Source organism: Amycolatopsis sp. NPDC043887, assembly GCF_056435665.1.
This window is the reverse complement of sequence record NZ_JBWKEB010000003.1, coordinates 494,207-520,506: the sequence shown is the minus strand read 5'-3', so window position 1 is coordinate 520,506 and position 26,300 is coordinate 494,207. Positions and strand designations below refer to the sequence as shown.

22 protein-coding genes and 1 tRNA gene are annotated in these 26,300 nt (G+C 69.1%); 14 read left to right on the top strand and 9 right to left on the bottom strand.

Translation table 11 applies throughout. The features are described from left to right. Positions 1-23 precede the first annotated feature (23 nt). Positions 24-512 (top strand): hypothetical protein, encoded by a 489-nt coding sequence (locus AC069H_RS11840; protein ID WP_478232220.1) that lies wholly within the window; start codon positions 24-26, stop codon positions 510-512. On the opposite strand, the gene AC069H_RS11835 is transcribed toward AC069H_RS11840, so the two are convergent. The 3 genes from AC069H_RS11835 to AC069H_RS11825 form a co-directional block, all read right to left on the bottom strand. Beyond that, complete coding sequence (locus AC069H_RS11835; RefSeq protein ID WP_478232219.1) at positions 493-1,491, bottom strand: aliphatic amidase; 999 nt, start codon at positions 1,489-1,491, stop codon at positions 493-495. The genes AC069H_RS11840 and AC069H_RS11835 overlap by 20 nt on opposite strands. After that, on the bottom strand, positions 1,478-2,101 hold the full coding sequence (locus AC069H_RS11830; protein WP_478229207.1) for an AmiS/UreI family transporter: 624 nt from the start codon (positions 2,099-2,101) through the stop codon (positions 1,478-1,480). Before AC069H_RS11830 ends, AC069H_RS11835 begins: the two co-directional genes overlap by 14 nt. Positions 2,102-2,185: 84 nt before the next feature. Next, positions 2,186-3,262: a substrate-binding domain-containing protein gene (locus AC069H_RS11825; protein ID WP_478232218.1), complete on the bottom strand. Its 1,077-nt coding sequence runs from the start codon at positions 3,260-3,262 to the stop codon at positions 2,186-2,188. Positions 3,263-3,349: 87 nt separating this feature from the next. On the opposite strand from AC069H_RS11825, the gene AC069H_RS11820 reads away from it, so the two are divergent. Beyond that, the gene (locus tag AC069H_RS11820; RefSeq protein ID WP_478229209.1) at positions 3,350-3,760 is read left to right on the top strand and encodes a MarR family transcriptional regulator; all 411 of its coding nucleotides are present in this window, start codon (positions 3,350-3,352) and stop codon (positions 3,758-3,760) included. A 3-nt stretch (positions 3,761-3,763) separates the two neighbouring features. Here the strand turns inward: AC069H_RS11820 and AC069H_RS11815 are convergent, their stop codons facing one another. The 4 genes from AC069H_RS11815 to AC069H_RS11800 all read right to left on the bottom strand — a co-directional run bounded on the left by AC069H_RS11815 (position 3,764) and on the right by AC069H_RS11800 (position 6,564). After that, positions 3,764-4,381, bottom strand: coding sequence for an MFS transporter (locus AC069H_RS11815; RefSeq protein ID WP_478232217.1), 618 nt, complete (start codon positions 4,379-4,381; stop codon positions 3,764-3,766). Between the two features lie 240 nt (positions 4,382-4,621). Next, positions 4,622-4,695, bottom strand: a tRNA-Arg gene (locus tag AC069H_RS11810). Positions 4,696-4,938: 243 nt separating this feature from the next. After that, positions 4,939-5,328 carry a peptidase inhibitor family I36 protein gene (locus tag AC069H_RS11805; protein WP_340687611.1) on the bottom strand — a complete coding sequence of 130 codons (390 nt, stop codon included), beginning with the start codon at positions 5,326-5,328 and terminating at the stop codon, positions 4,939-4,941. Positions 5,329-5,514: 186 nt separating this feature from the next. After that, positions 5,515-6,564, bottom strand: a complete 1,050-nt coding sequence (locus tag AC069H_RS11800) for a LacI family DNA-binding transcriptional regulator (RefSeq protein ID WP_478229244.1) — start codon at positions 6,562-6,564, stop codon at positions 5,515-5,517. Positions 6,565-6,686: 122 nt separating this feature from the next. On the opposite strand from AC069H_RS11800, the gene AC069H_RS11795 reads away from it, so the two are divergent. Further along, on the top strand, positions 6,687-7,865 hold the full coding sequence (locus AC069H_RS11795) for an MFS transporter (RefSeq protein WP_478232216.1): 1,179 nt from the start codon (positions 6,687-6,689) through the stop codon (positions 7,863-7,865). 62 nt (positions 7,866-7,927) lie between these two features. Continuing rightward, on the top strand, positions 7,928-9,100 hold the full coding sequence (locus AC069H_RS11790; protein WP_478232215.1) for a sensor histidine kinase: 1,173 nt from the start codon (positions 7,928-7,930) through the stop codon (positions 9,098-9,100). Here AC069H_RS11790 and AC069H_RS11785 read toward each other — a convergent pair. Further along, on the bottom strand, positions 9,091-9,729 hold the full coding sequence (locus AC069H_RS11785) for a histidine phosphatase family protein (protein WP_478232214.1): 639 nt from the start codon (positions 9,727-9,729) through the stop codon (positions 9,091-9,093). The genes AC069H_RS11790 and AC069H_RS11785 overlap by 10 nt on opposite strands. A 42-nt stretch (positions 9,730-9,771) precedes the next feature. Here AC069H_RS11785 and AC069H_RS11780 point away from each other — a divergent pair, with 42 nt between their 5' ends. From AC069H_RS11780 to AC069H_RS11740, 9 genes are all read left to right on the top strand, one after another. After that, positions 9,772-11,793, top strand: coding sequence for a bifunctional copper resistance protein CopD/cytochrome c oxidase assembly protein (locus AC069H_RS11780; protein WP_478232213.1), 2,022 nt, complete (start codon positions 9,772-9,774; stop codon positions 11,791-11,793). Positions 11,794-11,886: 93 nt separating this feature from the next. After that, positions 11,887-12,465, top strand: a complete 579-nt coding sequence (locus tag AC069H_RS11775; protein ID WP_478232212.1) for a hypothetical protein — start codon at positions 11,887-11,889, stop codon at positions 12,463-12,465. Between the two features lie 73 nt (positions 12,466-12,538). Continuing rightward, positions 12,539-12,988, top strand: coding sequence for a single-stranded DNA-binding protein (locus AC069H_RS11770; protein WP_340687617.1), 450 nt, complete (start codon positions 12,539-12,541; stop codon positions 12,986-12,988). A 96-nt stretch (positions 12,989-13,084) separates the two neighbouring features. Then, positions 13,085-14,761 (top strand): energy-dependent translational throttle protein EttA, encoded by a 1,677-nt coding sequence (ettA, locus tag AC069H_RS11765; RefSeq protein ID WP_478229216.1) that lies wholly within the window; start codon positions 13,085-13,087, stop codon positions 14,759-14,761. A 16-nt stretch (positions 14,762-14,777) separates the two neighbouring features. Beyond that, positions 14,778-17,258, top strand: a complete 2,481-nt coding sequence (locus AC069H_RS11760; protein WP_478232211.1) for a hypothetical protein — start codon at positions 14,778-14,780, stop codon at positions 17,256-17,258. 345 nt (positions 17,259-17,603) lie between these two features. Further along, the gene (locus tag AC069H_RS11755; protein ID WP_478232210.1) at positions 17,604-22,577 is read left to right on the top strand and encodes an NAD-glutamate dehydrogenase; all 4,974 of its coding nucleotides are present in this window, start codon (positions 17,604-17,606) and stop codon (positions 22,575-22,577) included. After that, entirely contained in the window at positions 22,577-22,996 is a 420-nt protein-coding gene (locus AC069H_RS11750; RefSeq protein WP_340687620.1) for an acyl-CoA thioesterase, read from the top strand. The genes AC069H_RS11755 and AC069H_RS11750 overlap by 1 nt, the downstream gene beginning before the upstream one ends. After that, a complete protein-coding gene (locus tag AC069H_RS11745) occupies positions 22,989-23,624 on the top strand; it encodes a DUF8010 domain-containing protein (protein ID WP_340687621.1) in 636 nt (211 codons plus the stop codon). Before AC069H_RS11750 ends, AC069H_RS11745 begins: the two co-directional genes overlap by 8 nt. 62 nt (positions 23,625-23,686) lie before the next feature. Continuing rightward, entirely contained in the window at positions 23,687-23,974 is a 288-nt protein-coding gene (locus AC069H_RS11740; protein WP_478232209.1) for a hypothetical protein, read from the top strand. Between the two features lie 74 nt (positions 23,975-24,048). Here the strand turns inward: AC069H_RS11740 and AC069H_RS11735 are convergent, their stop codons facing one another. Next, positions 24,049-24,690, bottom strand: coding sequence for a DUF305 domain-containing protein (locus tag AC069H_RS11735; RefSeq protein ID WP_478232208.1), 642 nt, complete (start codon positions 24,688-24,690; stop codon positions 24,049-24,051). Between the two features lie 87 nt (positions 24,691-24,777). Between AC069H_RS11735 and AC069H_RS11730 the strand changes: the two genes are divergently transcribed. Then, positions 24,778-26,232 carry an LVIVD repeat-containing protein gene (locus AC069H_RS11730; protein WP_478229221.1) on the top strand — a complete coding sequence of 485 codons (1,455 nt, stop codon included), beginning with the start codon at positions 24,778-24,780 and terminating at the stop codon, positions 26,230-26,232. The last annotated feature ends 68 nt before the right edge of the window (positions 26,233-26,300 follow it).

Below are 26,300 nucleotides of genomic sequence, written 5' to 3'. Positions count from 1 at the left end.
GGACGGCGGTGGTCCGGGGAAGGGTGATCCGCATCGACTACTTCATCGCCTGGTCCGCCTTCCTCGGCGGCTGGCTCCTCGTCGCCGGGCCCATGTACCAGGGCGCGCTCGAACTCCGTGAGGAGAGCGAGCGCTTTCGCGACCTGCGGTCGGTCGAGGTGCCCCGGCCCGATTTCGGGGAGCCTGTTTCCCGCAGGTGGTGGCTGCTGCCGCCGGTGGCCATCGTCAAGGAACGGCGACGGCGGCGCAAGGTGCACCGCGAGGTCATGAACTCGTTCACGGCCGAGCAGCGGCGCACCATGGCCACCTTCGCCAACAAGGCCCGTGGCTGGTTCATCGTGACCGCGGGCGCCTTCTTCATCGCCCTCAAGGAAACGTGGCACCTGAACCATCTGTACCACTGGCCTTTGTGGACCTACTTCGCGCTCGTGCTCGTCCCGCTCGCGCTGAGTTTCGCCCACACGTCGAGGGGTGTCCGGCTCACCGTCCTCATCATGGGTGCCGAGGAGTGATGGTGTCGCGGGTGATCGACTCGACCTTCTCCTGCGCTTTCTTGGCGTCGGTGACCCAGAGCTTGTAGAAGTCGAACGGGCACTCGGCCACGCCCTTGTCGCCTTCGTCCGCGTCCTGCACCCCGGTGTAGCCGCGGTGCAGCAGCTTGAAGATGTGGTTCTGCGACTGGTCGTAGGTGCGCGCGTCGCGGATCGCCGAGACCGACAGTTGCGCGTACTGGATCCCGTATTCCTCTTCGCCGGTCTCGCCGAGGGTGCGGCCGTCGAAGCCGATGATCGCGGAATGGCCGAAGTACGAGTACACGCCGTCGAAACCGGCGGCGTTCGCCACGGCGACGTAACAGTTGTTGGCCCACGCCATCGCCTTGGCCATCAGGACCTGCTGCTCCTTGGCCGGGTACATGTAGCCCTGGCAGCGCACGATCAGTTCGGCGCCCTTCATCGCGCAGTCGCGCCAGATCTCCGGATAGTTACCGTCGTCGCAGATGATCAGCGAGATCTTCATGCCCTTCGGGCCGTCGCTGACGTAGGTGTCTTCGCCCGGGTACCAGCCTTCGATCGGGCACCACGGCAGGATCTTGCGGTACTTCTGGACGATCTCGCCGCGGTCGTTGATGAGCACGAGCGTGTTGTACGGCGGCTTGTTCGGGTGGTCCTCGTGCCGCTCGCCGGTGATGGAGAAGACGCCCCAGGTCTGGGCTTCCCGGCACGCGGCCGCGAAGATCACGGTCTCCTCGCCGGGGATCGTCGCCGCGGTCTCGTACATTTCCTTCGGGTCGTACATGATGCCCTGCGTCGAGTACTCGGGGAACACCACGAGATCCATTCCGGGAAGCCCGGACTTCATGCCCACCACCATTTCGGCGATCTTGCGGGCGTTGTCGAGGACTTCGGCCTTGGTGTGCAGCCGCGGCATCTTGTAGTTGACCACCGCGACACCGACCGTGTCCGGGCTGGCGGAAATGTCACCGTGTCGCATGAAGACTCCTTTTCTCCGAACGGTTTTTCAGGACGTCGAGGGAACCGGCGGCCGCGACCAGCGCCACCGCGATCGCCGCCGCCAGCAGCGCGGTGCCGCCGTCACTGCGGTAAGCGCCGGTCAGGCCGAGGAAGGCGGGCACCGTGCAGGTCGGCTGGCTGAGCAGCAGGACGGTCCAGCCGGTGAACCGGGTCAGCTGTTCTTTCCCGAGGCCGAGCACCACGAAGAACAGGGCCCACAGCAACGCCCAGGACAACCAGATGACGCCGAACACCGGGTCGTTGTCGTGCCAAAAGGCGATTCCCGCGTACACCACGGCGGCGCCCGCCACGAAGAGCGAGAACCAGCCGATACCTTCGGGTGCCAGGCCCGCGAGGTTCGCGATGCCGACGTACAGGTAGGTGAAACCGAACAGGTACAGGCCGGACGCGGCGAGGATCGCGTCCGGATTCCCGTTCGCCTGGACGATCAGCACGGTCGGGGTGACGCACTGCAGGGCGCCGACGAACAGGTTCAGCACCGCCGCCGAACGCGATGGTACCCGTCCGAGCAACATCAGGCCGTTGATCATCAAGGCGGCGCCGACGTAGAGCAGGCCCACGTTGCCCATGCTCACCTCCGCATAACGTGCGTCATATGGAATAGTTTCAAATGAAAGTAAGTGGTGTGCCGGAGCGAGTCAAGAGGGTGGATTTCAGAGCCGGGTGAGGACTTCGAAGTCGTAGCCGTCGGCGACCGCGAGATGGACGTGCTGATCGGCCTGCTGCCCGCGGAACTCGATCGTGCCGCGCGGTCCGTGATAAGCGACGCCGTCGATCGCCGCGTTGAGCGCCGGAAGCTCCGACGTCCCCGCCCTGCCGACGAGTTGGGCCAGTGTATGCAGCCCCTCGTAACAGGATTCGGCGGCGTTGTTCAAGGCCGGCGCGCCGGGGCCGTTGCGGCCCACGTAGCGGCCGAGGAGGTCCATCGCGTCGGCGGTGACCATCGAGCGGAAGTAGGCGGCGGAGACGTAGAGGTTGCCGGTGGCGTTCGCGCCACTGGCGAGAAGCATGTTCTCCTCCATCAGCGGGCTGAAGCGGAGCAGCCGGTCGCTGAGCCCGTGCGCGGCGAAAGCCCGGTTGAAGCGCACCGCGTCCTGTCCGACCAGCAACATGAGCACACCGTCGCTTGTGGACTGTTCGACCTCGCGGACCACTGTGGACATATCGCCCGCGCCGAGCCCGACGAAGGCCTCTCCGGTGATGCGCAGATCGAGATCCTTGGCGTATTGGTGGATCGCGCGGGTCGATCGGTGCGGCCACACGTAGTCGTCGCCGACGACGAACCAGCGCCGGGCGCCGAGATGATCGCGCAGCCAGCGCAGTGCCGGCTCGATCTGGCAGCGCGGCGTCTCGCCCGTGCAGAAGATGCCCGAGCGGCGCTCGCCGCCTTCGTAGAGCGAGGTGTAGACGTACGGCACCCTGTCGGCCAACACCGGCGCGAGCGCGTGCCGGATCGACGAGATATGCCAGCCGCTCACCGCGTCGACCCGCCCACCGGCGACCAGGCGCCGCACTTCGTCGGCTACTCGCGCGGGAGTGCCGCCGCCGTCGACCACCTCGGCCTCGACCTGCCTGCCGAGGATGCCGCCGGATTCGTTGAGTTCGTGGACGGCCAGCTCCGTGATCGCCTCGCACGACGGGCCGAACAGCCCGGCCGGTCCCTGCAGCGGGACCACCATGGCCACACGCCAGGTGTCGTCGCGGGGCCGGGTGGCGAGGCGTGGGGGCATGGCGCTCCGTGCGGTGGCCCGGTAAGGTCAAAGTGCTTTCACCTGGAAGTATTGCGAGGGTGTCCGGTTTTGGCAAGGGGACGGGATATGGGGACACGCGGCGTCACGACCGCCGGAACGTCGCTCACCGGTTCGCTCACCCGCGCCGCCCGCGCCGTCGCCGCCAGGGTGGAGCAGGTGCTCGCCAAGGAAGGTCTCACCCTGGACCAATGGCTGGTGCTGGACACGCTGAGCGGCAAGGGCGGCCTCGCCATGGCCGACCTCGCCGACCGGACGCTCGCCACCGCCCCGACGTTGACCAGGGTGGTCGACAAGCTCGTGACCACCGCGCAGGCCTACCGCGAGGTCGACGCCGCCGACAGACGCCGCGTCCTCGTCCACCTCAGCGCCCGCGGCCGGGCGACGCATCGGCGCGTGGCCGCGAAGGTGTCAGAGGTGGAAGCCCGGCTCGACGTGCCGGACGAAGTGCTCGTGGCGTTGCGGGGGCTCGGCGACTGAAGGTCAGGGGTGTTTCGGCCTGGCCAGCGCGACGATGCCGATGACCCCGGCGACGACGAGCGCGACGAACACGAACAGCGCCGCCACCACGAACACCACGCGGAAGCCGGTGGCGTCCGAGAGCAGCCCGCCGAGAACCGGTGCGGCCACCAAGGCGAGGACGCCGAGGCCCGCCGTCACGCCGGCCGCGACGCCGCGACCGGTTCTGAGACGCCGGATCAGCGCGACGGTCACACCGAGGACGGCGCCCGCGCCGAGTCCGTTGAGCACCCGCCCGACCAGGAGCAGGCCGCTGCTGGGCCCGAAGGCGACCAGCAGCACGCCGAGGAGCATCAAGACGATCGCGGGCACGGTCACCGACGTCGGAAAGCGCGCGCCGAGCAGCAGGCCCGCGGGGAAGGCGATCGCGGCCGCGACGACATACGCCACGAGACCGTTCAGCAGCAGCGACTGGCTGGACATGCCCAGATCGATCTGCAGGGCCGACTCGCCGTCGAACCGGTAGATCACGGTGAGCAGGAACAGGCCGATGAGCGCGGCGAACCCGGGTCCGATGACGAGCCACCAGGGAGGCGCGGCGGTCGGTTGCGAGTCGCGCTGGGTCGGCGTCGGCACGTACATGGGCACAACCTATAGCGCACGGCGAGGTGGGTGGACCACTTCACGAAGCCTTGCCGGTGTGACAGTGACCAACAACAAGGGTAATGCGTCACGGACCGCCACCGCTGGGGCATCCGGAGAGGCCCCAGCGGCGCCGCCCGCGCGAGCGTGACGCGGATCGAAAGTGCTGGGTTTGTGCTGACCCAGCCCCTTCTGCGTTTGAGTTGGCTGGCCACAAAGTGCTTGTGACCAGCCGCGACGTGCCCCCGGCAGGACTTGAACCTGCGACCTAGAGATTAGAAGGCTCTTGCTCTATCCAGCTGAGCTACGAGGGCCGACGTCGGCGACATTGGGTGTCGCCCAGCATCGGCAGCTTAGCCGTCGCCAACCTGTCGATCGTTCGACACCGCCAGATCGTTTCAGGTCGAGCCCACCCTTTTTTTGGAACGCCCGTGAGCGCGTCACGACGCGGGGTGACGCGCTCACGGGCCGGGGCCGCTTCGGGGGAGCGGCCCCTGGGTTCGCGCAGGTCGCGAGTCGACTCTTCCGCGAGCGACCGGCGCGAACCGCCGGGGTGGTCAGTCCCAGATCTTGAGGGCGCGAATCACGAACGGACCCTGGGGCACGTAGGTGCCGCCACCCGGATAGGTGATGAAATCTCCTTCGGTCGTGCACTCCTCGCTTTGGTAAATCGTCACGTCCCTGCTCAGCCGGTTGACGAACGAATGCCCGTCGAAGCCTTCGGGTAAGGGAATGCATTCGTCGGGATTGGAGGTGCGCAGGTCGAATTTGTGCACCGCGCCGCCGTACGATTCTTCGCCCCAGACGCAGAACTCGCCCTTCTGGCAGGCGGGCTCGGGCGGCGCCGTGGCGGCGCTCGCGACTCCGGCGCTGGTCAGAAGGCCGACCATGGCCAGCAGGAGCACGTGTGGGAGGCGGGCGCGCAGGTTGGTCAAACGTCGTTGCATGGCTGGGTTCTCCCCCGTGAATCGGCGCTCGATCGCCGTCGGTGAATGTGTGATTCCACGATGGCGCGCGGGGAAGGGTTTGTCTGCCCGCATTTCTACTTCTGTGGATAAGTAGTTGTGCGCCGCTCGATCGGGGCGAGTTGTCCACATATCACCGGGGCGCCTTGCGTGCGCCGGAATCGGCTGCTACGCGGGCGCGGTGGAATCCCGGACGACCAGTTCGGCGGGTACCTCGGCGGGCGCGGGGACCTTCTCCCCGCGCAGCAGGGCCAGCACCAGTTCGCCGGCCGCCCGTCCTTTGGCGGCCAGGTCCTGCCGGACCGTCGTCAGCGGTGGTTCGGACCACCGGGCGGGCGGGACGTCGTCGTAGCCCACGACCGAAAGGTCGCCCGGGACGGACAGGCCGAGCTGTCTGGCGGCCGAAATCGCCGCCAGGGCCAGCAGATCCGACATGCACAGCAGCGCCGTCGGCCGTGGCAGCCGATCCAACAGGCCGAAAGCGCTCGGGAGAGCTCCTTCGACCGAGAGCCCGGACGCCTCCCAGATCGGCACGTCCGCCGTCGGGATCCCCGCCTCGGCCAGCGTCTCCAGGTAGCCGGCCATCCGTTCGCGGTTGTCGTGGAACCGGCTGTTCCCGGCCTCGGCCGCGCTCAGTTCGCCGCCGCGCGGCGCCGAGAGGCACTGCGCCGAGAAGATCCCGATCCGCCGGTGCCCGAGTTCCACCAGGTGCCGGGCCGCGGCGGCCGCTCCCGCCCGGTCCGCGACGCCGATCCTCGCCGAACCGCGGATATGCGGCTGGTCGATCACCACCAGCGGCAGGCCCCGGTCCCGGACCGCGGTCAGCGCCGGCGCGCCGTCGGCCAGCGAATACGCCACCGCGATGTCGGCCTGCGCGGTCAGGATCCGCTCCGCGCGCGGGCCGCCGCTCTCGCCGTCGCCGGGCAGCAGCAGAAGGGCGTGCCCCTCGGGATCGACGACGGTCGAGAGCGCGTCGAGGGTGACCGACAACGCGGGATCCGAGAACGCCGTCGAAAGATTCGTGTCGAGCAGGACGGCGATCGCGCCGGTGCGGCTGGTGGCGAGACTGCGGGCGGTCGGGTTCGGCCCCGCGTACCCGATTTTCTTGGCCGCGCGAAGCACCTCTTCCCGCAGCTGGGCGGACAGCTGGTCGGGCCGGTTGTAGGCGTTGGAGACGGTCGCGCGCGACACCCCGACGGCGTCGGCGACATCGTCCAACGTCGGCCTTCGCCGTCGCGTGCTGGTCACCGCCGCAGTCTAGGCGCTGACGGCGCCAGTGGACTTTCTGAAGCGCTTAAGTCATTCTGGGGGAAGAGGAAATCGAAAGGAGACTGGGGTCTATGCGTGACCGTACGGCCGTTTTCGTCGTGTTCGCGCTCAACGGGGCGGCGCTCGGCTCCTGGGCGCCGAGGACTCCGGCGTTGTCGGAAAGAGTGGACGCCTCGCCGGGTGTCTTCGGTCTTGCCCTGCTGGGCGCCAGCGTCGGCATGCTGATCGCGGCGTCGGTTTCGGGGCGGCTGATCGAGCGGTACGGTGCCCGCGCGGTGGTCGCGGGCAGCACGATCATCGCCTGCGCGGCGTTGCCGATGATCGGTTTCTCGACGTCGGTCGTCCTGCTCGCCGGGGCGTTGTTCGTCCTCGGGGCGAGCGTCGGCGCGCTCGACGTGGCGATGAACGTCGCCGGAGTCGAGGTGGAGCGCCGGACCGGACGCGCGATCATGCCGATCCTGCACGCCGGATTCAGCTTCGGCGCGTTGGCGGGCTCCGTCGCCGCGGGGTTCGCCGCGTCGCACCACTGGTCGCCGGGGAGGCATCTCACGGTCGCCGCGCTGGCCGCCCTGGTGGTGCTCGCCTTCGTAATCGCCGCCGTGCCCGGCGCGCGACCCGTACACACCGAACCCGTCGAGAAGCCGAGAGTGGCGCCGATCAAACGTCCCGTCCTCTGGCTGCTCGCCGCCATCGCGCTGTTCTCGGCGATCGCGGAGGGGGCGAGTTCGGACTGGTCCGCCCTGCTGATGACGTCCGTGCACGGGGTCGGCGACGGCGCCGCCGCCTTCGCGTACTCGGGATTCGCCCTGGCCATGGCGCTCGCCAGGCTCGCGGGTGCCTGGCTTCAGAACCGTTTCGGCGCGACGCGTGCGCTGGCGGTGGGTGCCGGGATCGCCGCCGCCGGCCTCGTGCTCGCCGCGCTGGCCCACGTTCCGGTGTTCGGCTTCGTCGGCTTCGCGCTGGCGGGTGCCGGGCTCGCCGCGGCCTTCCCGATCGCGTTGAGTCTCGCGGGCGCGTCGGGCAAACGCGCCGACGGGACGGGAGGCGAGCGCGAACTGGCCTTCGTCACGGCGATCGCCTACACCGGTTTCCTCGCCGGACCGCCGCTGATCGGCGGGATCGCGCAGGTGACATCGCTTTCGGTGTCGTTCCTGTTCGTCGGGCTGACCGCCGCGCTGATCGTGCCGTCCGCGGTGGCCGCGACGCGGGCGCGGAAACGTGAGGAGGCGGTCGAACCCGTCGCCCGTTGACATCTCGGTAAACTGAAATGAATGCGCTTCGGTCGCTGTTTCAGTGAGGCTAATCCGGGAGGGTGCTGATGCTCGGCGGCGGCAGAGGTATCCCCGCGCGACTGGTGCGGACCACGGTGCCCTGGCTGGTCCTGGTCCCGGTGGCGTTCCGGCTGGCGATGCTGGTGCAAGCGCTGTGGGTGGCGGGCCTGGGGTCTTCGGTGCTGTGGACGTTCGTGGCGCTGCATCTGGTGCCCAACGTCGTCGCGACCGTCTGGACCTTCCGCTGGTCCGCGGCCGGGACGAGGCTGGTTCCGTTGGTGGACAGCGCGTTCGCCGCGCTCTTCGTCCTCGGGGCGGCGCCATTCGCGCAGGACACCGCGATCACGTCGATCACCTGGACCCATCTGATGGGCACGGTGATGGTCTGGACCCTGCTGCGCGGCGCGGCGGCCGGGGCACTGGCCATCGGGGCCGCGGTGGTACCGCACGTCCTGCTGGACCCGGCCTCCTCACTCGGTCTCCTTCTCACGCTCGCGACCGCGCTGGTGGTGTCGCTCGCGGTCGCCGGCCTGGTCGGCGCGTCGATGCGGTTCGCGGTCGGGTTCGGGGAGCAGCGGGGCCGGGCCGCGGAACGTGAGAGGCACCGCCGCGACGTCCACGACACCGTCCTGCAGGTGATGGAGTCGTTCGCGATCCCCGCACCCGCCGACGAACTCGACCCGGCGGCCAGCCTCGACCGCGTCCGCCGCATCGCACGCGCTCAGGCGATGCGCATCCGGATCAGCCTCGAACACGAATCCACCGAAGGAATCGGACTGCGCCAGCGGCTGCGGCTGCTCGCCGCCGAAATGGCCGCGGAGGGGCTGCGCGTCGAGGTCGTCGTTCAGGACGACGCCGCTCCAGAGCTTTCGGAGGAGGCGGCCATGGCGCTGCACGACTCCGCCAGGGAAGCCCTGCGCAACACGTTGAAGCACTCCGGGACCAGACGGGCCGTGGTGAGTGTCGAAGAGATCGGCGGCGGGGTTTCCTTGACGGTGCGCGATCACGGCGCCGGTTTCGACGTCGGGGCCCGGCGGCGTGGCTTCGGCCTCGAGAACTCGATCATCGCGCGGATGGCGGAGATCGGCGGATTCGCGCGGATCGAATCCAGCCCTGGGCTGGGAACGAGGGTGGTGCTCCTCGCCCCTCCATCCATGCCCCCGCCGCCGCCCTCAAAGGGGGCGCTGCGCGCCGCTGAACTGATTCAAACCTGAGTCTCCCCATCGGGTGAGTCCCGCCACTGGCGGAACGGGCGGTCCAGCGTCCACTTGCCGTCGACCCGCTCCACGACGCGGTATTCGCAGGTCTTCGGGTTGGACAGGGACTCGAACAGCTCGATGCTCCAGCCGAAGAGCCGTCGGCACAGCAAGCGGATGGTTAGCCCGTGTGAGACGACCAGCACGGTTTCGGGGTGATCTTCGCCGCACGCCGCCAGCTCGCTGAGGAACGCCGCGACCCGGTCGTCGACGTCCGCCCCGGACTCGCCGAACGGGAGCCGGTAGAAGAAGTGGCCGAACTCGTGGCGGCGTTGTTTCTGGACCTCCTGCTCCAGCGGGTCCTGGAGGTTGCCCCAGTCCTGTTCCCGCAGCCTCGGCTCCGGCACGATCCGCTCGCAGGCCTCCCGGATGTCCAGCAGCCGCAACGTTTCCCGTGTCCGCAGATAGGGGCTGACGTAGACCGCCGTCCGCTGCCCGTCGAGGACCTCCTTGAGCTCCGGGCCCGCCAGCTTCGCCTGCTCACGACCGGCGTCGGTCAGCGGCAGGGCGTGGTCGGGGATCCGGGTGTAGGCGAGTTCGTCGACGTTGCCGAGTGACTCGGCGTGCCTCAGCAGGATGATCCGCACGCCGCCATCTTGCCGGTTGCGCGTTCGGCATACCCTCGTGACGTGCCTTCAGACCCCGAGACGAAACCGGCCCCACCCGCGCGGAAGGCCGGTGTCCTGCCGCTGGTGTCGATCGGGGCGCTCCTGGCCGCGGTGGTGGCCGTCGGCCTCGTCGCGCTGACCGGTGGCGCCGGTTACGTCATCGCCGGACTCCCGGACCCGGGCCTGGTGACCCGCTACGGCATCACCGTCGTCCGGGTACTGGCCGAGGCGGCTTCGGTGCTGTGCGTGGGTTCGCTGCTGCTCGCCGCGTTCCTCGTCCCGCCGCAGAAGTCCGGCACGCTCGCGGCCGACGGTTACGCCGCCATCCGGGTCGCCGGTGTCGCGGCGTGGGTCTGGTTCTTCGCGGCCGCCGCGTCGATCTTCTTCTCCGCGGCCGACGGCGCGGGCCGCCCGTTCACCGAGGTGCTCTCGCCGCAGGTACTGGTCGACCTCGTCGACGCCATCGAGCAGCCGAAGGCCTGGCTGTTCACCGCGTTGATCGCTTTGCTGGTCGCGCTCGGCTGCCGTCTCGCGCTGACCTGGGGCTGGACGACGGTGGTCTTCTTCCTGTCCGTCGGCGGCCTGGTCCCGGTCGCGGTCACGGGGCATTCCGCGAGCGGCGGCTCGCACGACATGGCGACCAACAGCCTGCTGTACCACCTGGTCGCCGCCGCGTTGTGGGTCGGCGGGCTGGTGGCGCTGCTGGCACTCGGCTGGCGCCGCGGCGAGAACCTCAAGCTCGCCGCGACGCGGTTTTCGAAGCTGGCGCTGGTGTGCTGGATCGTGATGGCGGTCTCCGGCATCGTGAACGCGCTGGTGCGGATCAGGATCGCCGACCTGTTCACCACCGACTACGGCCTCCTGGTGGTCGCGAAGGTCGTCGCGTTGCTGCTGCTCGGCGTCTTCGGCCATCAGCAACGGCAGAAGGGGGTCGCCGGGCTGGTGAACGGAGCGGGCGGTGGTCAGCTGCTGCGGCTCGCCGCGGTCGAGGTGCTGATCATGTTCGTCACGATCGGCATCGCGACCGGGCTCGCGAAGACCCCGCCGCCGCAGGAATCGCTGACCCAGCCGTCGACAACGGAACTGCTGATCGGGTACGACCTCTACGGTCCTCCGACGGTCTTCCGGCTGCTCACGGACTGGCGGTTCGACCTCGTCTACGGCACCCTCGCGCTCGTTCTCGCCGGGCTGTACCTCGCCGGAGTCCGGCGGCTGCGGCGCCGCGGTGACACCTGGGCCACCGGCCGGACGGTCGCGTGGCTCGCGGGCTGTTTCGTGCTGCTGATCGCGACGTCGTCCGGTATCGGCCGGTACGCGCCCGCGATGTTCAGCGTGCACATGGGCAACCACATGTTGCTGTCCATGGTGGCGCCGGTGCTCTTCGTGCTCGGCGGGCCCGTGACGCTCGCGCTGCGCGCGCTGCCCACGGCGGGCAAGGACGCCCCGCCCGGACCGCGTGAATGGCTGCTCGCCTTCGTGCACTCGCCGCTGTCGAGGTTCCTGACGCATCCGATCGTCGCGCTACTGCTGTTCGTCGGTTCCTTCTACGGCCTGTACTTCTCGGGCCTGTTCGATTCGGCGCTGAACTACCACTGGGCGCATCTGGCGATGAACGCGCACTTCCTGCTCGCCGGGTACGTCTTCTACTGGCCGGTGATCGGTGTCGACCCGGCGCCACGACGGCTCCCGCCGCTGGGACGGCTGGGGATGATGTTCGCGGCAATGCCGTTCCACGCGTTCTTCGGGATCGCGCTGATGAGCATGCAGACCGTGCTCGGACAGGACTTCTACCGCGGGCTGAAACTGCCGTGGGTCACCGACCTCCTCACCGATCAGCGGCTCGGCGGCGGGATCGCGTGGGCGTCCGGTGAGCTGCCGGTACTGCTGGTGCTCGTCGCGCTGCTGGTGCAGTGGGCGCGGCAGGACGAGCGGGAGGCGCGGCGCCGGGATCGCCGCGAAGAGGCCTCCGGTGACGCGGATCTGAACGCCTACAACGCGATGCTGAAGAAACTCGCCGATCAGGAACGGGGGCCCGGCTCCTAGAGCTTTGGCCGCAACCGGACAACGGGGCGGCGGCGCCCGTCACGGTGGGAACCTGGGTTTCGGTGGCAGGTTCACCATCGTGGGGAGACCGCGGTGGCAGACGAAATCGGAGCAACCGTCCGCAGGCTTCTGGAGCAACGGAAGCTCTTCCTGAAGCCGGAACACGACGACTTCGGGAAGGCCGTGTACGTCTGCGTCGACGACAGGACACCGGGCGGTTTCCCGGTCGGCCATGTCATCGCGACGGCGGGTGGCAGGGCGTGGCTCGCCTACGCCCGTATCCCCAAGGGCGGCTTCCACGAAATCGCCCAGGTGGCCGTCGGGTTGCCGATGTTCGACGCGGCCATCCGTGCCGTTCTCGGCCACGCTCGGTCCGCCGACATCCTCCGAGCCGTCGAGCGGAGTCCGGGAGCGGCCGCGAAGACCTACACCGCGATCGTGGACCCGGGGCACGCCGAATGGCTCACCACGCTGGAAGAACCCCAGGGCATCACCCACCTCGGCAGACGAGCTGGTGGTCGATCTGGTGCCCTACAAGCTGACACGCGATCGGTAGGGCCCCTTACCACGCCTCGCCGACAAAGCCCGCTCTTCCGCCCCGAGTTGTCCACAGGAAGCCCACAACGCCCGGAGTTGTCCACAGATCCGGTTTTCGTCCCTTTCCGCCCTTGAGTCCGAGGCACTCTGTGATCAAGGGAAACGCCGGGAAGGTCCCGGAACGAGGAGAAGGGCGAGTGTGATGGCGATGGGCGAAACGTGGGTGACCATGATCGGCAACCTGACCAGCGAACCGGTCCACCATCCGGAGCGGGGGCACGGGCACGACGTCGTGTCGTTCGGCCTGCGGAGTGTCGAACGCCGGTACGACAAGGAAAGAGGGGAGTGGGGCGAGGGACGGCAGCTCGCGGTCAAGGTCACCTGCTGGCGCAAGCTGGCGATGGCGGCGTTCTCCTGCCTGAGCAAAGGCGACCCGGTGATCGTGGCCGGGCGGCTACGCGGAGCCGAGACCGCGGAGGAGATCCCGGCACCTCTGGGTCTACCTGAGCTTGAGGCCTTCTCCATCGGCCCCAACCTGGCGCGTTGCTCGGCCGAGATCCACCGGTTGGGACGTGACCGGCCCAGGGCGATCCCGTCGGTGCCGCCGCCCGCCGGGAATCCCATGGTCACCGCGCTGGAGGAGGCGCCCGTGGGCTGAGGTTCCGATGCTCACTCAGTGATATCGGGCTGACTGTCGGTAGCTCGGTGGTGACCGCCGTCAAGGCCGCGATCGCCTCGCTCTACGATCGTTTGCATGGCCGAGTTCATCTACACCATGAAGAAGGTGCGCAAGACCGTCGGGGACAAGGTCATCCTCGACGACGTCAGCACCGCGTTCTACCCCGGCGCCAAGATCGGCGTGGTGGGGCCGAACGGCGCGGGTAAGTCCACCGTTCTGAAGATCATGGCGGGGATCGAGCAGGCCAGCAACGGCGAAGCCTTCCTCCAGCCTGGCGCCAGCGTCGGCATCCTCATGCAGGAGCCGGAGCTCAACGAGGAAAAGACCGTCCGCGAAAACGTCGAAGAGGGCCTTGGCGACATCAAGGTCAAGCTCAACCGCTTCAACGAGGTCGCCGAGCTCATGGCGACCGACTACAGCGACGAGCTGATGGAGGAGATGGGCAAGCTCCAGGAGGAGCTCGACCACGCCGACGCGTGGGAGATCGACTCCACGGTCGAGCAGGCCATGGACGCGCTTCGCTGCCCACCGCCGGACGAGCCGGTCACCCACCTCTCCGGTGGTGAGCGCCGCCGGGTCGCGCTGTGCAAGCTGCTCCTGTCCGCGCCCGACCTGCTGCTCCTCGACGAGCCCACCAACCATTTGGACGCCGAAAGCGTGCTGTGGCTGGAGCAGTTCCTCGCGAACTACGCCGGCGCCGTCCTCGCCGTCACCCACGACCGGTACTTCCTGGACAACGTCGCCGAGTGGATCATGGAGCTCGACCGCGGCCGCGTCGTCGGCTACGAGGGCAACTACTCGACGTACCTGGAGAAGAAGCGCGAGCGTCTCGAGGTCCAGGGCAAGAAGGACGCCAAACTCGCCAAGCGGCTGAAGTCCGAACTCGAATGGGTCCGGTCCAATGCCAAGGCGCGCCAGACCAAGTCGCGGTCCCGGCTCGACCGCTACGAGGAGATGGCCGCGGAGGCGGACAAGCACCGCAAGCTCGACTTCGAAGAGATCCAGATCCCGCCGGGGCCCCGGCTGGGCAGTGTGGTCGTCGAGGTCGAGAAGCTGCGCAAGGGTTTCGACGACCGGGTGCTGATCGACGGGCTGTCGTTCGACCTGCCGCGCAACGGCATCGTCGGCGTGATCGGGCCGAACGGTGTCGGCAAGACGACCCTGTTCAAGACGATCGTCGGGCTCGAGGAGCCGGACGACGGGCGGGTCAAGATCGGCGAGACGGTCAAATTGTCCTATGTGGACCAGAACCGCGGCGGGATCGACCCGAAGAAGACGGTATGGGAGGTGGTTTCGGACAAGCTGGACTACATCCACGTCGGGCAGACCGAAATGCCCTCGCGTGCCTACGTCAGCGCGTTCGGTTTCAAGGGGCCGGACCAGCAGAAGCCGGCGGGCGTGCTCTCCGGTGGCGAGCGCAACCGGCTGAACCTCGCGCTGACCCTCAAGCAGGGCGGGAACCTGATCCTGCTCGACGAGCCGACGAACGACCTGGACGTCGAGACCTTGAGCTCGCTGGAGAACGCTCTCGAGCAGTTCCCCGGCTGCGCCGTGGTCATCTCGCACGACCGGTGGTTCCTCGACCGGGTCGCGACGCACATCCTCGCCTGGGAAGGCACGGACGAGAACCCCTCGCAATGGTTCTGGTTCGAGGGTAACTTCGAGGGCTACGAGAAGAACAAGGTCGAACGCCTCGGTGCCGAGGCGGCTCGTCCGCACCGCGTCACCCATCGCAAGCTGACCCGCGACTGAGGGCCGGGGGTTCCCCGTGGAAGCCAGCAAGCGCCAACGGCCGGGCTCGCCCACCACCATGGTGGGTGGGCGGACGGCTGCCACCGGGGGAACCCTGTCCGCTGTCGGCAGGCTGATCGAACGCGCGGACGCCCTGCACCTGAGGGCGCCCGAGCTCGCACTGGTCCTCGGGGAGCGCGCGGCCGCGCTCGCCGAGGCCGCCGGTGCCGACGAGCAGTGGATCCGCGCGGAGAGCCTGGTGGTGAGCGCCCGGGTCCGGCTCGGTGGCCGTCCCCGGACGGTCGGCCGGGCCGTGGCCGCCCTGCGCGCCGCGGAACACGCGGGCTACGGCGACATCGCCGCCCGGCTGAGGATCGATCTGGCGGTCTGCGCGCGCAGCGTGGGCATCCCGTTGACGGGTCTGGCCGCGCTGCGTCCGTTGCTGGCGGATCCGGCGGTTTCGCCCTCGCACCGGGCAGAGGCGTTGTGTCACCTCGTGGGCTGCTTGGCGCAATTCGGCCGCAAGGCGGAACTGGACCGGGTGCTCGCCGAGGCGGACAAGCTCGTGCTCGGCGACGGCTCGATGGCGGCGGATTCCCAGTTGCTGATCCGCGCGCTGCTGAGGGTCGGGGTGTCGGCGCACCGTCGACGGCATGGTGACCTGACGTCGGCCGCCGACGCCGCGCGGACCGGGCTCGGCATGCTCGAAAAGCTCGGAAACCCGGAGGACGACGGAGGTCTCGTCCGGATCAGGCTGATCCTGCAACTCGTCTGCACGTTGCTGGACCGGGGCGACACGGAGATGGCGCGGGAGGTCGCGCAGCCGATCCTCGACGCGCCCGTCCGTGCCGCCGGGATCGCGCCCGCCGCGTGGCTGCGGCTGGCGGTGGCCACTCGTGTCCTGCTGCCCACGGGATCCGGTGAAGCCGCGGGAATGCTCGTCCGTGAAGCGGTCGCTGGGGCCGAGGACCACAACCTGCACGCCGTCACGGCACGGCTGTGGCTGGAACTCGCGCAGATCGAGGAACGGCTCGGCCGGGCCGAGGAGGCCATCGGCTGCCTGCACCGTTCGCGTGCCGCCGAACATCTGCACGCCCGTGCGCGCCGGCAGGCGTGCAACGTCCTGGTCGGCGAATTCGGCGCGGCCGAGAACGCGGCCGTCGACCTCGACGACGTCCTGCGTGCCGTCGCCGCGCGGCCGACCGCCGCCGCGGCGCCCGTTCCCGCGCCGGAACCGGCCGAGGTGACCGCGGTGATCCCGGCGATCGACGCGGCACCCCCGAAGCGTGCCGCTGCCGAGCCGCCGGTTCGCCGTGAGCCGCCGCGGCCCGTGCGGCAGAGCAGGCATGCGGAATCCGTGTCTGCGCGGCACACGCCGGTCGAACCTCCGCGCCCGGTGGAGCCTCCCGTGGCGCCGGTCGCGGAAAAGAGTGAAGCGCCGGTGCTGAAGCCGCCGTCCCGCCCCGAGCCCGCCAGGGAAGCGGTGACGTCCGACAGCGACTGGCGCCGTCGGGTGCCGAAGAAGGCCAAGCCGTCGATCAGGTTCGAGCCCAAGGCCGAACCCGTCGCGCCGAAACTGCTGCCGCCGCCGAAGCCGGAGCCCGCGCCGCGCCCCGAACCGGTGTCGCGTCCGGAACCGGAGCCCGTGCGCCGTCGCCGTCAGGAGGAGCCCGCGGCTCGCGAGACCGTCGCTCCCGGACCGGCGATCGCCCGGCCGGAAACCCCGGCTCCGGTCACGCGGCGCCGGGCCGAGGAACCGGTGCCCGTCGCGGCGTCGGAAACCGTCCCGCCGGAACTGCTTCTCGCTCCCGAACCCGCCGCCGAACCACGGCCGCGCGTGGCCGCGGAGACCCGTCCGCCGGGTACCGCCGCGCCGTTGTGGGAGAGCGACGAGTGGGCGGCCGAAGAGCGGGCGCGCCGATCCTCGGCGCCGGTCTCGCGCAAGACCAGGCACGACGTCGAACACGGGTCCGTGGCGGCGAAATCGGTACTGGACCGGCTTGGGATCTCCAGCACGGGCGGGCAGGGCGGTGGCCGCCGCCGCGCGGACGGCGTCGCGGATCCCGTGCTCCCCGAACCCGTCACCGAAGAACGCGCCGGCACCGGCCGTGCCCGCCGGGAGCAGCCTCCCGTCGAGTACAGCGAACCCGCCGTCCCGCTCGCGCCGCCGCCTCGGGAGGACCCGGCCGGGGTCCAGGAAAGCTCTCGTTCGAGCGCCAAGGAAGAGGTCGCTGATCCGTGGCTGCCGCGGTTGCGGATGCCGCCGGCGCTGGACCCGCTGACCGACACCGGCTCCTGGCGGCCGATCACACCATTTCCGGAGAGCTACGCTCGCGCGATCGCGGAGGACGAGCCGCCGCCGGACGCCGGTCTCGCCGACCTGCTCGCCCGCGCGCTCGCGGAGCACCAGGCGGGTACCGCCAGTGCCGCCGCGCTCGTGAAGCAGCTCGGTTCCCAGGACTCGGGAAAGCGTCCCGTCAACGGCCACGACCGGCACCGCGCCAACGGCAGCGACTGACCCCGGGCGGTAGCAAAGGTCCCTTGCTCCCACTTCGGTGGAAGCGACGGTCGGCTTGAACGATTCAGCTAGCCGGGTGAGGTCGCCCGAAGCGGCACCGCGAGGCAAGGGGTGCTGGTCACCCCGGTGCGGCGGGCCGCCGCGAGGCCCGGACAGACCGCCGATGTGACCCACGAGTAGCTGAACCGATCACGGCGATTCCGGTATCTGAGCAGGGAAATCTTCGACGGCAGGGAAGGACCCGGCCTTGTGGAGCCGACTGTCCGGAGCTGTAGGTTGGGTCTGGGCCGGTACAGAGTCGTGCCGGTCGCGGTGTCAATCTCGCTACAGTGGAGAGTTGCCTCAATGAGCTCGACGGGAGTCTCGTCCCCGCCCGGAAAAGATGTCGGCACCGAGGATGGCGCCCGGCGCCGGTCGGTGAACCCGGAGCAGATCCGGGACGACCTGATCGACGCCGCCGCGGCATACGCCCCGGAGATCGGCGACTTGATCCGCTTGTACTACCGGCACATCCCGGCCGAAGAGATTCTCGGTGACGACCCGGTCGACCTCGTCGGCGCCGTCCGCTCGCATCTGCAGCTCGCGAAGGACCGGATGCCCGGCCGTCCCGCGGTGCGGTTGCTGAACCCGACGGGCCCCGAAGACGGCTGGACGCGGGAGGCCACCGTCGTGCAGGTCGTCACGGACGACATGCCGTACCTGGTGGATTCGGTCGCGGCCGAGTTCGCGCGGGACGGGGTGCAGGTGCAGCGCATCGTGCACCCGATCGTCGTGGTGAGCCGGGATCTGACCGGTGAGCTGCTGGAGGTCCACCCGGACGCGGATCCGGCGGAGCCGCCGTCGAATTCGGCGGCCGAGTCGTGGATGTACATCGAGATCGACCTGGTGACCGACCCGAACCGTGCCCGCGAGCTGGACAACCGGCTGTCGTCGGTGCTGGGCGATGTGCGTGAGGTCGTCGAGGACACCGACAAGATGGCGGAGACGGCGTGCCGTCTCGCCGACGAGCTGGACGGGAACCCGCCGCGGCTGCCCGCGCACGAGGTCGCGGAGGGCGCCCGGCTGTTGCGCTGGCTCGCCGACGGCCACTTCACCTTCCTCGGTTACCGCCGTTACGAGCTGATCGACAACCCGCACCCGGACAGCGACGAGCCCGCCCTGCGCGCGGTGCTCGCCACCGGGCTGGGTGTGCTGCGCCAGGACAGCCTGGCCGCGCGCGGTCTCACCGCCGGTCCGGACACGGCGGCGTCCGCGCTCGCGCCGACGCTGCTGGTGCTGACCCAGGCGAGTGCGCCGTCCACGGTGCACCGCCCGGTGTATCCGTACTACGTCGGTGTGAAGACGTTCGACGACAACGGGAACGTCACCGGCGAGCACCGGTTCCTCGGCATGTTCACCACCACCGCGCTGCACGAGAACGTGCTCGACATCCCGGTGGTCTGCAACCGGGTCCGCGAGGTCATCCACCGCGCGGGCTTCCCGATGGAGTCCTTCTCCGGCCAGCGGATGCTCGAAGTGCTGCAGAACTGGCCGCGCGCGGACCTGTTCTCGGCCGACACCGACTCGCTGTACTCGACGACGACGGGCGCGATCACGCTTTCGGATCGCAGACGGCTGCGCCTGTTCCTGCGCCGCGACCCGTACGGCCGTTTCTACTCGTGCCTCGTGTACCTCCCGCGTGACCGCTACACGACCCGTTCGCGGCTCGCGATGCAGGAGGTCCTGCTCGAAGAACTCGAAGGCACACAACTGGAGTACAGCGCGCGCATCGGCGAGACCGTGCTCGCGCAGGTGCACTTCATCGTGCACACCGATCCGTCGCAGCGGTCCGAACCGGACACCCTGCGCATCCAGGAACGGCTCAACGAAGCCGTGCGCAGCTGGGACGACCGGATGGTCGAGGCGATCCTCGCCGAACGCCGCGGGCGCGCCGGGGACGGCGGCGCCCCGATCGGCCTGATGGGTGAAGAGTCCGCCGGTGAGCAGGGGCAGCGGTTCGCCGCGGTGTTCCCCGAGGGCTACAAGGAGGACTTCACCGCGCTCGAAGCGCTCGCCGACCTCCGTGCCCTGGAGTCGCTGACCGACGAGGGCGACCTGTCGATGTCGTTCTACCTGCCCGCCGACGCGGAGGCGGGGGAGCGGCGCTTCAAGCTGTACCTGCGCGGCGAGGGCGTCACCCTCTCCCAGGTGCTCCCGGTCCTGCAGCGGATGGGCGTCGAGGTCGTCGACGAACGGCCGTACGAACTGCGCCGCGAGGACGGCGGCCGGTCGTGGATCTACGACTTCGGCCTGCGGATCGACCCGCAGGTCCTCGATCACGCGGACAACGACCTCCGTACCCGCTTCCAGGACGCCTTCCACGCCGCGTGGCGCGGCGACTGCGAGGTCGACGGCTTCAACGGCCTCGTCCTGCGCGCCGGGCTCACCTGGCGCCAGGCGGCCATCCTGCGGGCCTACTCGCGGTACCTGCGCCAGACGAAGATCCCGTTCTCGCAGGAGTACATCGAGAACACCGTCCTCGCGCACACCGACATCGCCACCGCGCTGGTGCGGCTGTTCGAGACGCGGTTCGACCTCGCGCTCGGCGACGAGGCCCGCGCGTCGCAGGCCGATCAGCTCACCACCGAGATCGGCAAGCTGGTCGACGAGGTGACGAGCCTCGACGAGGACCGGATCCTGCGACGGCTGATGTCGGTCATCCTCGCCACGCTGCGGACGAACTACCACGTCACCGACGAGGACGAGAACTCCCGCCAGTACCTGGCGCTCAAGCTCGACCCGAGCGCGGTGCCCGAACTGCCCGAGCCGCGGCCGAAGTACGAGATCTTCGTGTACTCGCCCCGGATCGAGGGTGTGCATCTGCGCTTCGGCGACGTCGCGCGCGGTGGCCTGCGGTGGTCCGACCGCCGTGAGGACTTCCGCACCGAGATCCTCGGCCTGGTCAAGGCACAAGCGGTCAAGAACGCGGTCATCGTCCCTGTCGGTGCGAAGGGCGGCTTCGTCGTGAAGCGCCCGCCGGCGGCCACCGGTGACCCCGGGCTGGACCGTGACGCCCAGCTGAACGAGGGCATCGCCTGCTACCGGATGTTCATCTCCGGCCTGCTGGACGTGACCGACAACCGCGTCGAGGGCAAGACCGTCCCGGCGCCGCGGGTGGTCCGCCACGACGGCGACGACAGCTACCTCGTGGTCGCGGCGGACAAGGGGACCGCGAAGTTCTCCGACATCGCGAACGAGGTCTCGGCGAACTACGGGTTCTGGCTCGGCGACGCCTTCGCGTCCGGTGGCTCGGTCGGCTACGACCACAAGGCCATGGGCATCACCGCGAAGGGTGCTTGGGAGAGCGTCAAGCGCAACTTCCGCGAGCTGGGCAAGGACACTCAGACCGAGGACTTCACCGTCGTCGGCATCGGCGACATGATGGGTGACGTCTTCGGCAACGGCATGCTGCTCTCGGAGCACATCCGGCTCGTGGCCGCCTTCAACCACATGCACATCTTCCTCGACCCGAACCCGGATTCGGCGACCTCGTTCGCCGAGCGGCGCAGGCTGTTCGACCTGCCGCGGTCGTCGTGGGAGGACTACGACCGCTCGCTGATCAGCGAGGGCGGCGGGATCTACTCGCGGTCCGCGAAGACGATCCCGGTCAGCCCGCAGGTCCGCGAGGCGCTCGGGCTCGCCGGGGACGTCACCGCGCTGGCGCCGAACGACCTGATGCAGGCGATCCTGCTGGCCCCGGTCGAACTGCTGTGGAACGGCGGGATCGGCACCTACGTCAAGGCCGAGACCGAATCCCACGCGGACGCGGGCGACAAGGCCAACGACGCCCTGCGCGTCAACGGGAAGCAGCTCCGCGTCAAGGTCGTCGGCGAGGGCGGGAACCTGGGCCTGACCCAGCTCGGCCGGATCGAGTTCGCCCGCGCGGGCGGCAAGATCAACACCGACGCGCTCGACAACTCGGCGGGCGTCGACTGTTCGGACCACGAGGTCAACATCAAGATCCTGCTGGACCACCTGGTCTCGACCGGATCGTTGGACGCCGAGCAGCGCAACGAACTGCTGGAGCAGATGACCGACGAGGTCGGCGAGCTGGTGCTGGCCGACAACTACCGGCAGAACGCCGTGCTCGGGGTCAGCCGGGCGCACGCCGGCCCGATGGTCTCGGTGCACCAGCGGCTCGTCGCGGCGCTGGTCGCGAAGGGCGCTTTCGACCGCAAGCTCGAAGCGCTGCCGAGTTCGGCGGAGTTCCGCGCGCTGGAGAAGGCGGGCGAAGGCCTCACCTCGCCGGAGCTGGCGACGCTGCTCGCGCACGTCAAGCTCGATCTGAAGGACGAGCTGCTGGCGAGCGAGCTGCCGGACTCCGAGGTGTTCTCGCGTCGTCTGCCCGAGTACTTCCCGAAGCCGCTTCGGGAGCGCTTCGGCGACGCGATCTTCCAGCACCCGCTGAAGCGCGAGATCATCACGACGATGGTGGCCAACGAGGTCGTCGACGGCGCCGGCATCTCGTACGTCTTCCGCCTGATGGAGGAGATGAACGCGACCGCGACCGACGCCGTCCGCGCGTACGCCGTGGTCGCCCACGTGTACGACCTGCCGTCGCTGTGGGCCCAGATCGACGCGCTGGACAACGTCGTGCCGACCGAGGTCGCGGACGAGATGATGCTGGAGACCCGCAGGCTGCTCGACCGGGCCGCCCGCTGGTTCCTCACCAACCGGCCGCAGCCGCTGGCCCCGCTCGCCGAGATCAACCGGTTCGGCCGCGTCGTCGGTGAGCTGGCCCCGCGGGCGCACGAGCTGCTTCGCGGTGTCGAGCGCGCTTCGGTGGACGCGAACACCGAGCGGCTGATCGAGAAGGGCGTCCCGGCGGAACTCGCCGGACGGGTGGCGTTGCTGCTGCACACCTACGGCCTGCTCGACGTGACCGACGTCGCGGAGCTGGCCGAGCAGCAGGTGGGGATCGACGCGGTGCACACCCCGGCGGAGACCGCGGGCCTGTACTACGCGCTTTCCGACCACCTCGGCATCGACAAGATGCTGACGTCGATCAGTGGCCTCGAACGCGGCAACCGCTGGCACGCGCTCGCGCGGCTGGCGCTGCGGGACGACGTCTACGGTTCCTTGCGGACGATCACGCTGGACGCGTTGCGGCACAGCGATTCGGGTACCGACCCGGACGAGAAGATCGCCCACTGGGAGAAGACGAACGCTTCGCGGCTGCAGCGGGCTCGCGTCGCACTGGACGAGATCAGCCAGTCCGGCAAGCTCGACCTGGCGACGCTGTCGGTGGCGGCGAGGCAGATCCGGAGCACGGTGAGGTAGTGGCGTACATTTCCCTGATCCGGCCGCGCTGGTCGGATATGGACGTCTACGGGCACGTCAACCACGCGAATCTGGTGACCCTGCTCGAAGAGGCACGGATCCCCCTGCTGTTCGGGGACGCCGTCCGCGCGGGGCTCACCGAACTGCCCAAGGGCATCGTGGTGGTGAAGCTGGCCGTCCATTACCGTTCGCCGATCGTGGTGTCCGATCAGGACATCCGGGTGGAGATCTCGTTGAAGGACTTGAAGCACGCCAGCTTCACCCTCGGTTACCGGGTGCACGGTGGCCCGGCAGAGGCCGACAAGGTCGCGGTCACCGCCGAGACGGTGCTCGCGCCGTTCGACACCGCGTCGGAGCGGCCCCGGCGGCTGACCGAGGACGAACGTGCCTTCCTGGAGAAGGGGTTCGCGGATGCCTGAGCTCGTCATCCCGGACGCGGGCGACCGCGAAACGCTCGGCGCGTTCGTGGCCAGGGCGGTCCGGCTCGACCAGAACACGCTGGTGCGGTTGCGGCAGCGCGGTGACGGCGTCGTCGAGGCGTGGTGCGCGACGCCGTTCGAGGTCCTCGCGACCAGGGCCGTGGCCGGTGACATCTCGCCTTCGGACATCACGGTGTCCGGCAACGAGCTGCTCGCCGCGCTGACCGTCGCCGGCGGCGAGCGCATGGATCCGGGGCCTGCCCGCGACCTGATGTGGCACTCCGAACTGCCCGCCCCCGGCCGCTGGCAGCTGGTGGACGAGCTGCCGGCGACGGTGATCTCGGAGCTGGCCGATCGAGGGGTGACCCTCGCCCGCGACAACGTCGGCCCGCACGGCACGCCGCCGGCGTCGTTGATGGATCAGGCGGTGCTCACCGTTTCGGGCAACGAGCTGGAGATCAAGGTCCAGATGCGGTGCCTGTTCGCGCTGTCGGGGATGGGCTTCGTGGACTCGTCCATCGACGGCGACGTCGTCCGCGTCACCGCGACGGATTCGTGGATGCGCATCGACGCGCGGTACGGCGCGGTCCTCAAGCGCCGTCACGCGCTCCTGCCGCTGCTCTTCTGACGGCTTTCTTACGCTTCGCACCGCGGGTGGCTTCCGGCCGCCCGCGGTGTCAGGCTGTCTCCATGAGCGATAAGGACGCCGCTAAGGACGGGGAGGACCCGACCGCGGACTTCCTCGCCGAGGTCCGGCCGGAGGAGACCCCGTGGCGGACCGAGCGCCCGCCGGGTGAGGAGGCGCCGGAACGCGCCGAACGCCCGGAGAAGTGGGGACGTGCCAGATCCGCCGGACGGGCCGCGGCGAAGGCGGCTCCCTACGTCCAGGCCGCCGCGCTGGCGACCTGGATCGTCTCGGGCACCCTCGACGACTCCGACGACTCCGGGTTCGACATGGGCTCCTCCGGCGACGCCTGACTCCCGCGTTTCGTCCTCTGAATGCGGTAGTTGGCGTTACGAACTACCGCGTTCAGAGGACGAAACGCGAGGGTTCAGAGCTTCGAGCGCATGGTCTTCATCCGCTCGATCTCGGCGGACTGGCCGGTGATGACCTCCTGCGCCATCTCCTGCGCCTTGATCTCCACACCCTTGCCGAGCTGGGCTTCGGCCATGGTCAGCGCGCCCTGGTGGTGCGCGATCATCAGGTCGAGGAACAGTTTTTCGAACGCCGCCCCGTTCGCCGCGCGCAGGTCCGCCAGCTGGGCCTCGGTCGCCATGCCCGGCATGAGCGCGTGATCGTGCCCGCCACCGTGGCCCGCGTGCCCTTCGCCCGGCACCGGCTTGCCGCGGTCGGACAACCAGGTCTTCATCATCGTGACCTCGCCGTCCTGCGCGACCGAGATCCGCCCGGCGATCGCCCGGATCTGCTCGTTCGCCGTCTTTCCCGGCACCAGATCGGTCATCACCTTCGCCTGCTGGTGATGGGGGATCATCATCGTCATGTACTCGACGTCGGCCTCGTTCGGCTGATCGCGGTTCACCGGGGCGGGGGAGCCGGTGCCCGCCTGCTCGCCGGGCTTCCCGGGCACGATCACCGGAGCACTTTGGGCCGGTTGCGCCGGAGTTTCGTCGCCGGTGCAGCCCGAGACTACGAAAGCAGCGGCGACCAGTGCCGATGTCAAACTATTTCTCATCCCGGGAGTTCCTCCGTTGGTCGGTATCTGTTGAGCCTAAATAAGGAATAAGGTGCGCGTAAAGCTGGGTGGAAGGAGAGCCATATCGTGCTGCAGCCTGGGCTGAAACGCCGCTTGACCAGGGTCTTCGTGTCGGCGGCCGCAGTCGCCGCCCTCGGTGCCTCCAGCGCGCTCGCCGCGCCGGCCGTCATCGCCGAACCGTCGGCGACCGCGATTCCGGGCGTGGACGAGATCGTCCACAGCCCCAATCTCCGGTCGATCGCGAACGTCCCGCAGCAGGGACCGTTCACCAAGGACTCGACCGGCACCGACATCGCGTTCACCAAGGGGCACGCGATCGTCGGCACCTACGACGGGTTCAACGTCTTCGACGTCCGCAACCCGTACCGCCCGAAGATCGTCAGCCAGGTCCTCTGCCCCGGCGGGCAGAACGACGTGTCGATCTCCGGGGACCTGCTCTTCCTGTCGACCGACTCGTCGCGCAGCGACAACTCGTGCAACAGCGTCTCGAAGCCCGCCTCGGAGAAGTCGGCGTGGGAGGGCATCAAGATCTTCGACATCTCGAACCTCGCGGCGCCGAAGTACGTAGCGGCGATCGAGACCGACTGCGGTTCGCACACCAACACCCTGGTGCCGGACAAGCGCGGCAAGGACGTCTACATCTACGTCTCGTCGTACGCGCCGGCGGCCAACCTGCCCGACTGCCAGCCGCCGCACGACAAGCTGTCGATCATCAAGGTCCCGGTGAAGGACCCGGCGAAGGCCTCGCTGGTCGCGACGCCGGTGCTGTTCCCGGACGACGGCGGCAACCCCGGTGGTACCAACCCCGACGGCACCCGCCGGTCCGCGACCACCGGTTGCCACGACCTGACGGCGCTGCCGGAGAAGGATCTGATGGCCGGTGCCTGCATGGGTGACGGCGTCCTGCTCGACATCTCCGACCGGCTCAAGCCGCGTGTCCTCAACCGCGTGCAGGACAACGTGAACTTCGCGTTCTGGCACAGCGCCACCTTCAACAACGACGCCACCAAGATCGTCTTCACCGACGAGCTCGGCGGCGGCGGGATGGCGACCTGCCTGGAGAAGTTCGGCTCCACCCGCGGCGCCAACGGCATCTACCAGATCACCGGCCGCGGCGACGACCGCAAGCTGGAGTTCGTCAGCTACTACAAGATCCCGCGCCTGCAGTCCGAGACCGAGAACTGCGTCGCGCACAACGGTTCGCTGATCCCGGTGCCGGGCAAGGACATCATGGTCCAGTCCTGGTACCAGGGCGGCGTCTCGGTGTGGGACTTCACCGACGCGAAGAACCCGAAGGAGATCGCGTTCTGGGAGCGTGGCCCGCTCTCGAACGAGAAGCTCGTCGGCGGCGGGACGTGGTCGGCGTACTGGTACAACGGCCACATCTACTCGTCCGACATCGTGAAGGGCCTGGACGTCCTGGACCTCAACGACTGGCGGACCTTCCCGGCGAAGCTCGTCCGGCAGAACGAGTTCAACGCCCAGACGCAGTACAAGCTGCACCCGGGCTTCAACAAGTGATCCACTAGCGTGCTATGAAAGGCCCCTTCATCGCAAAATTTGCGATGAAGGGGCCTTTCATTGCAGGG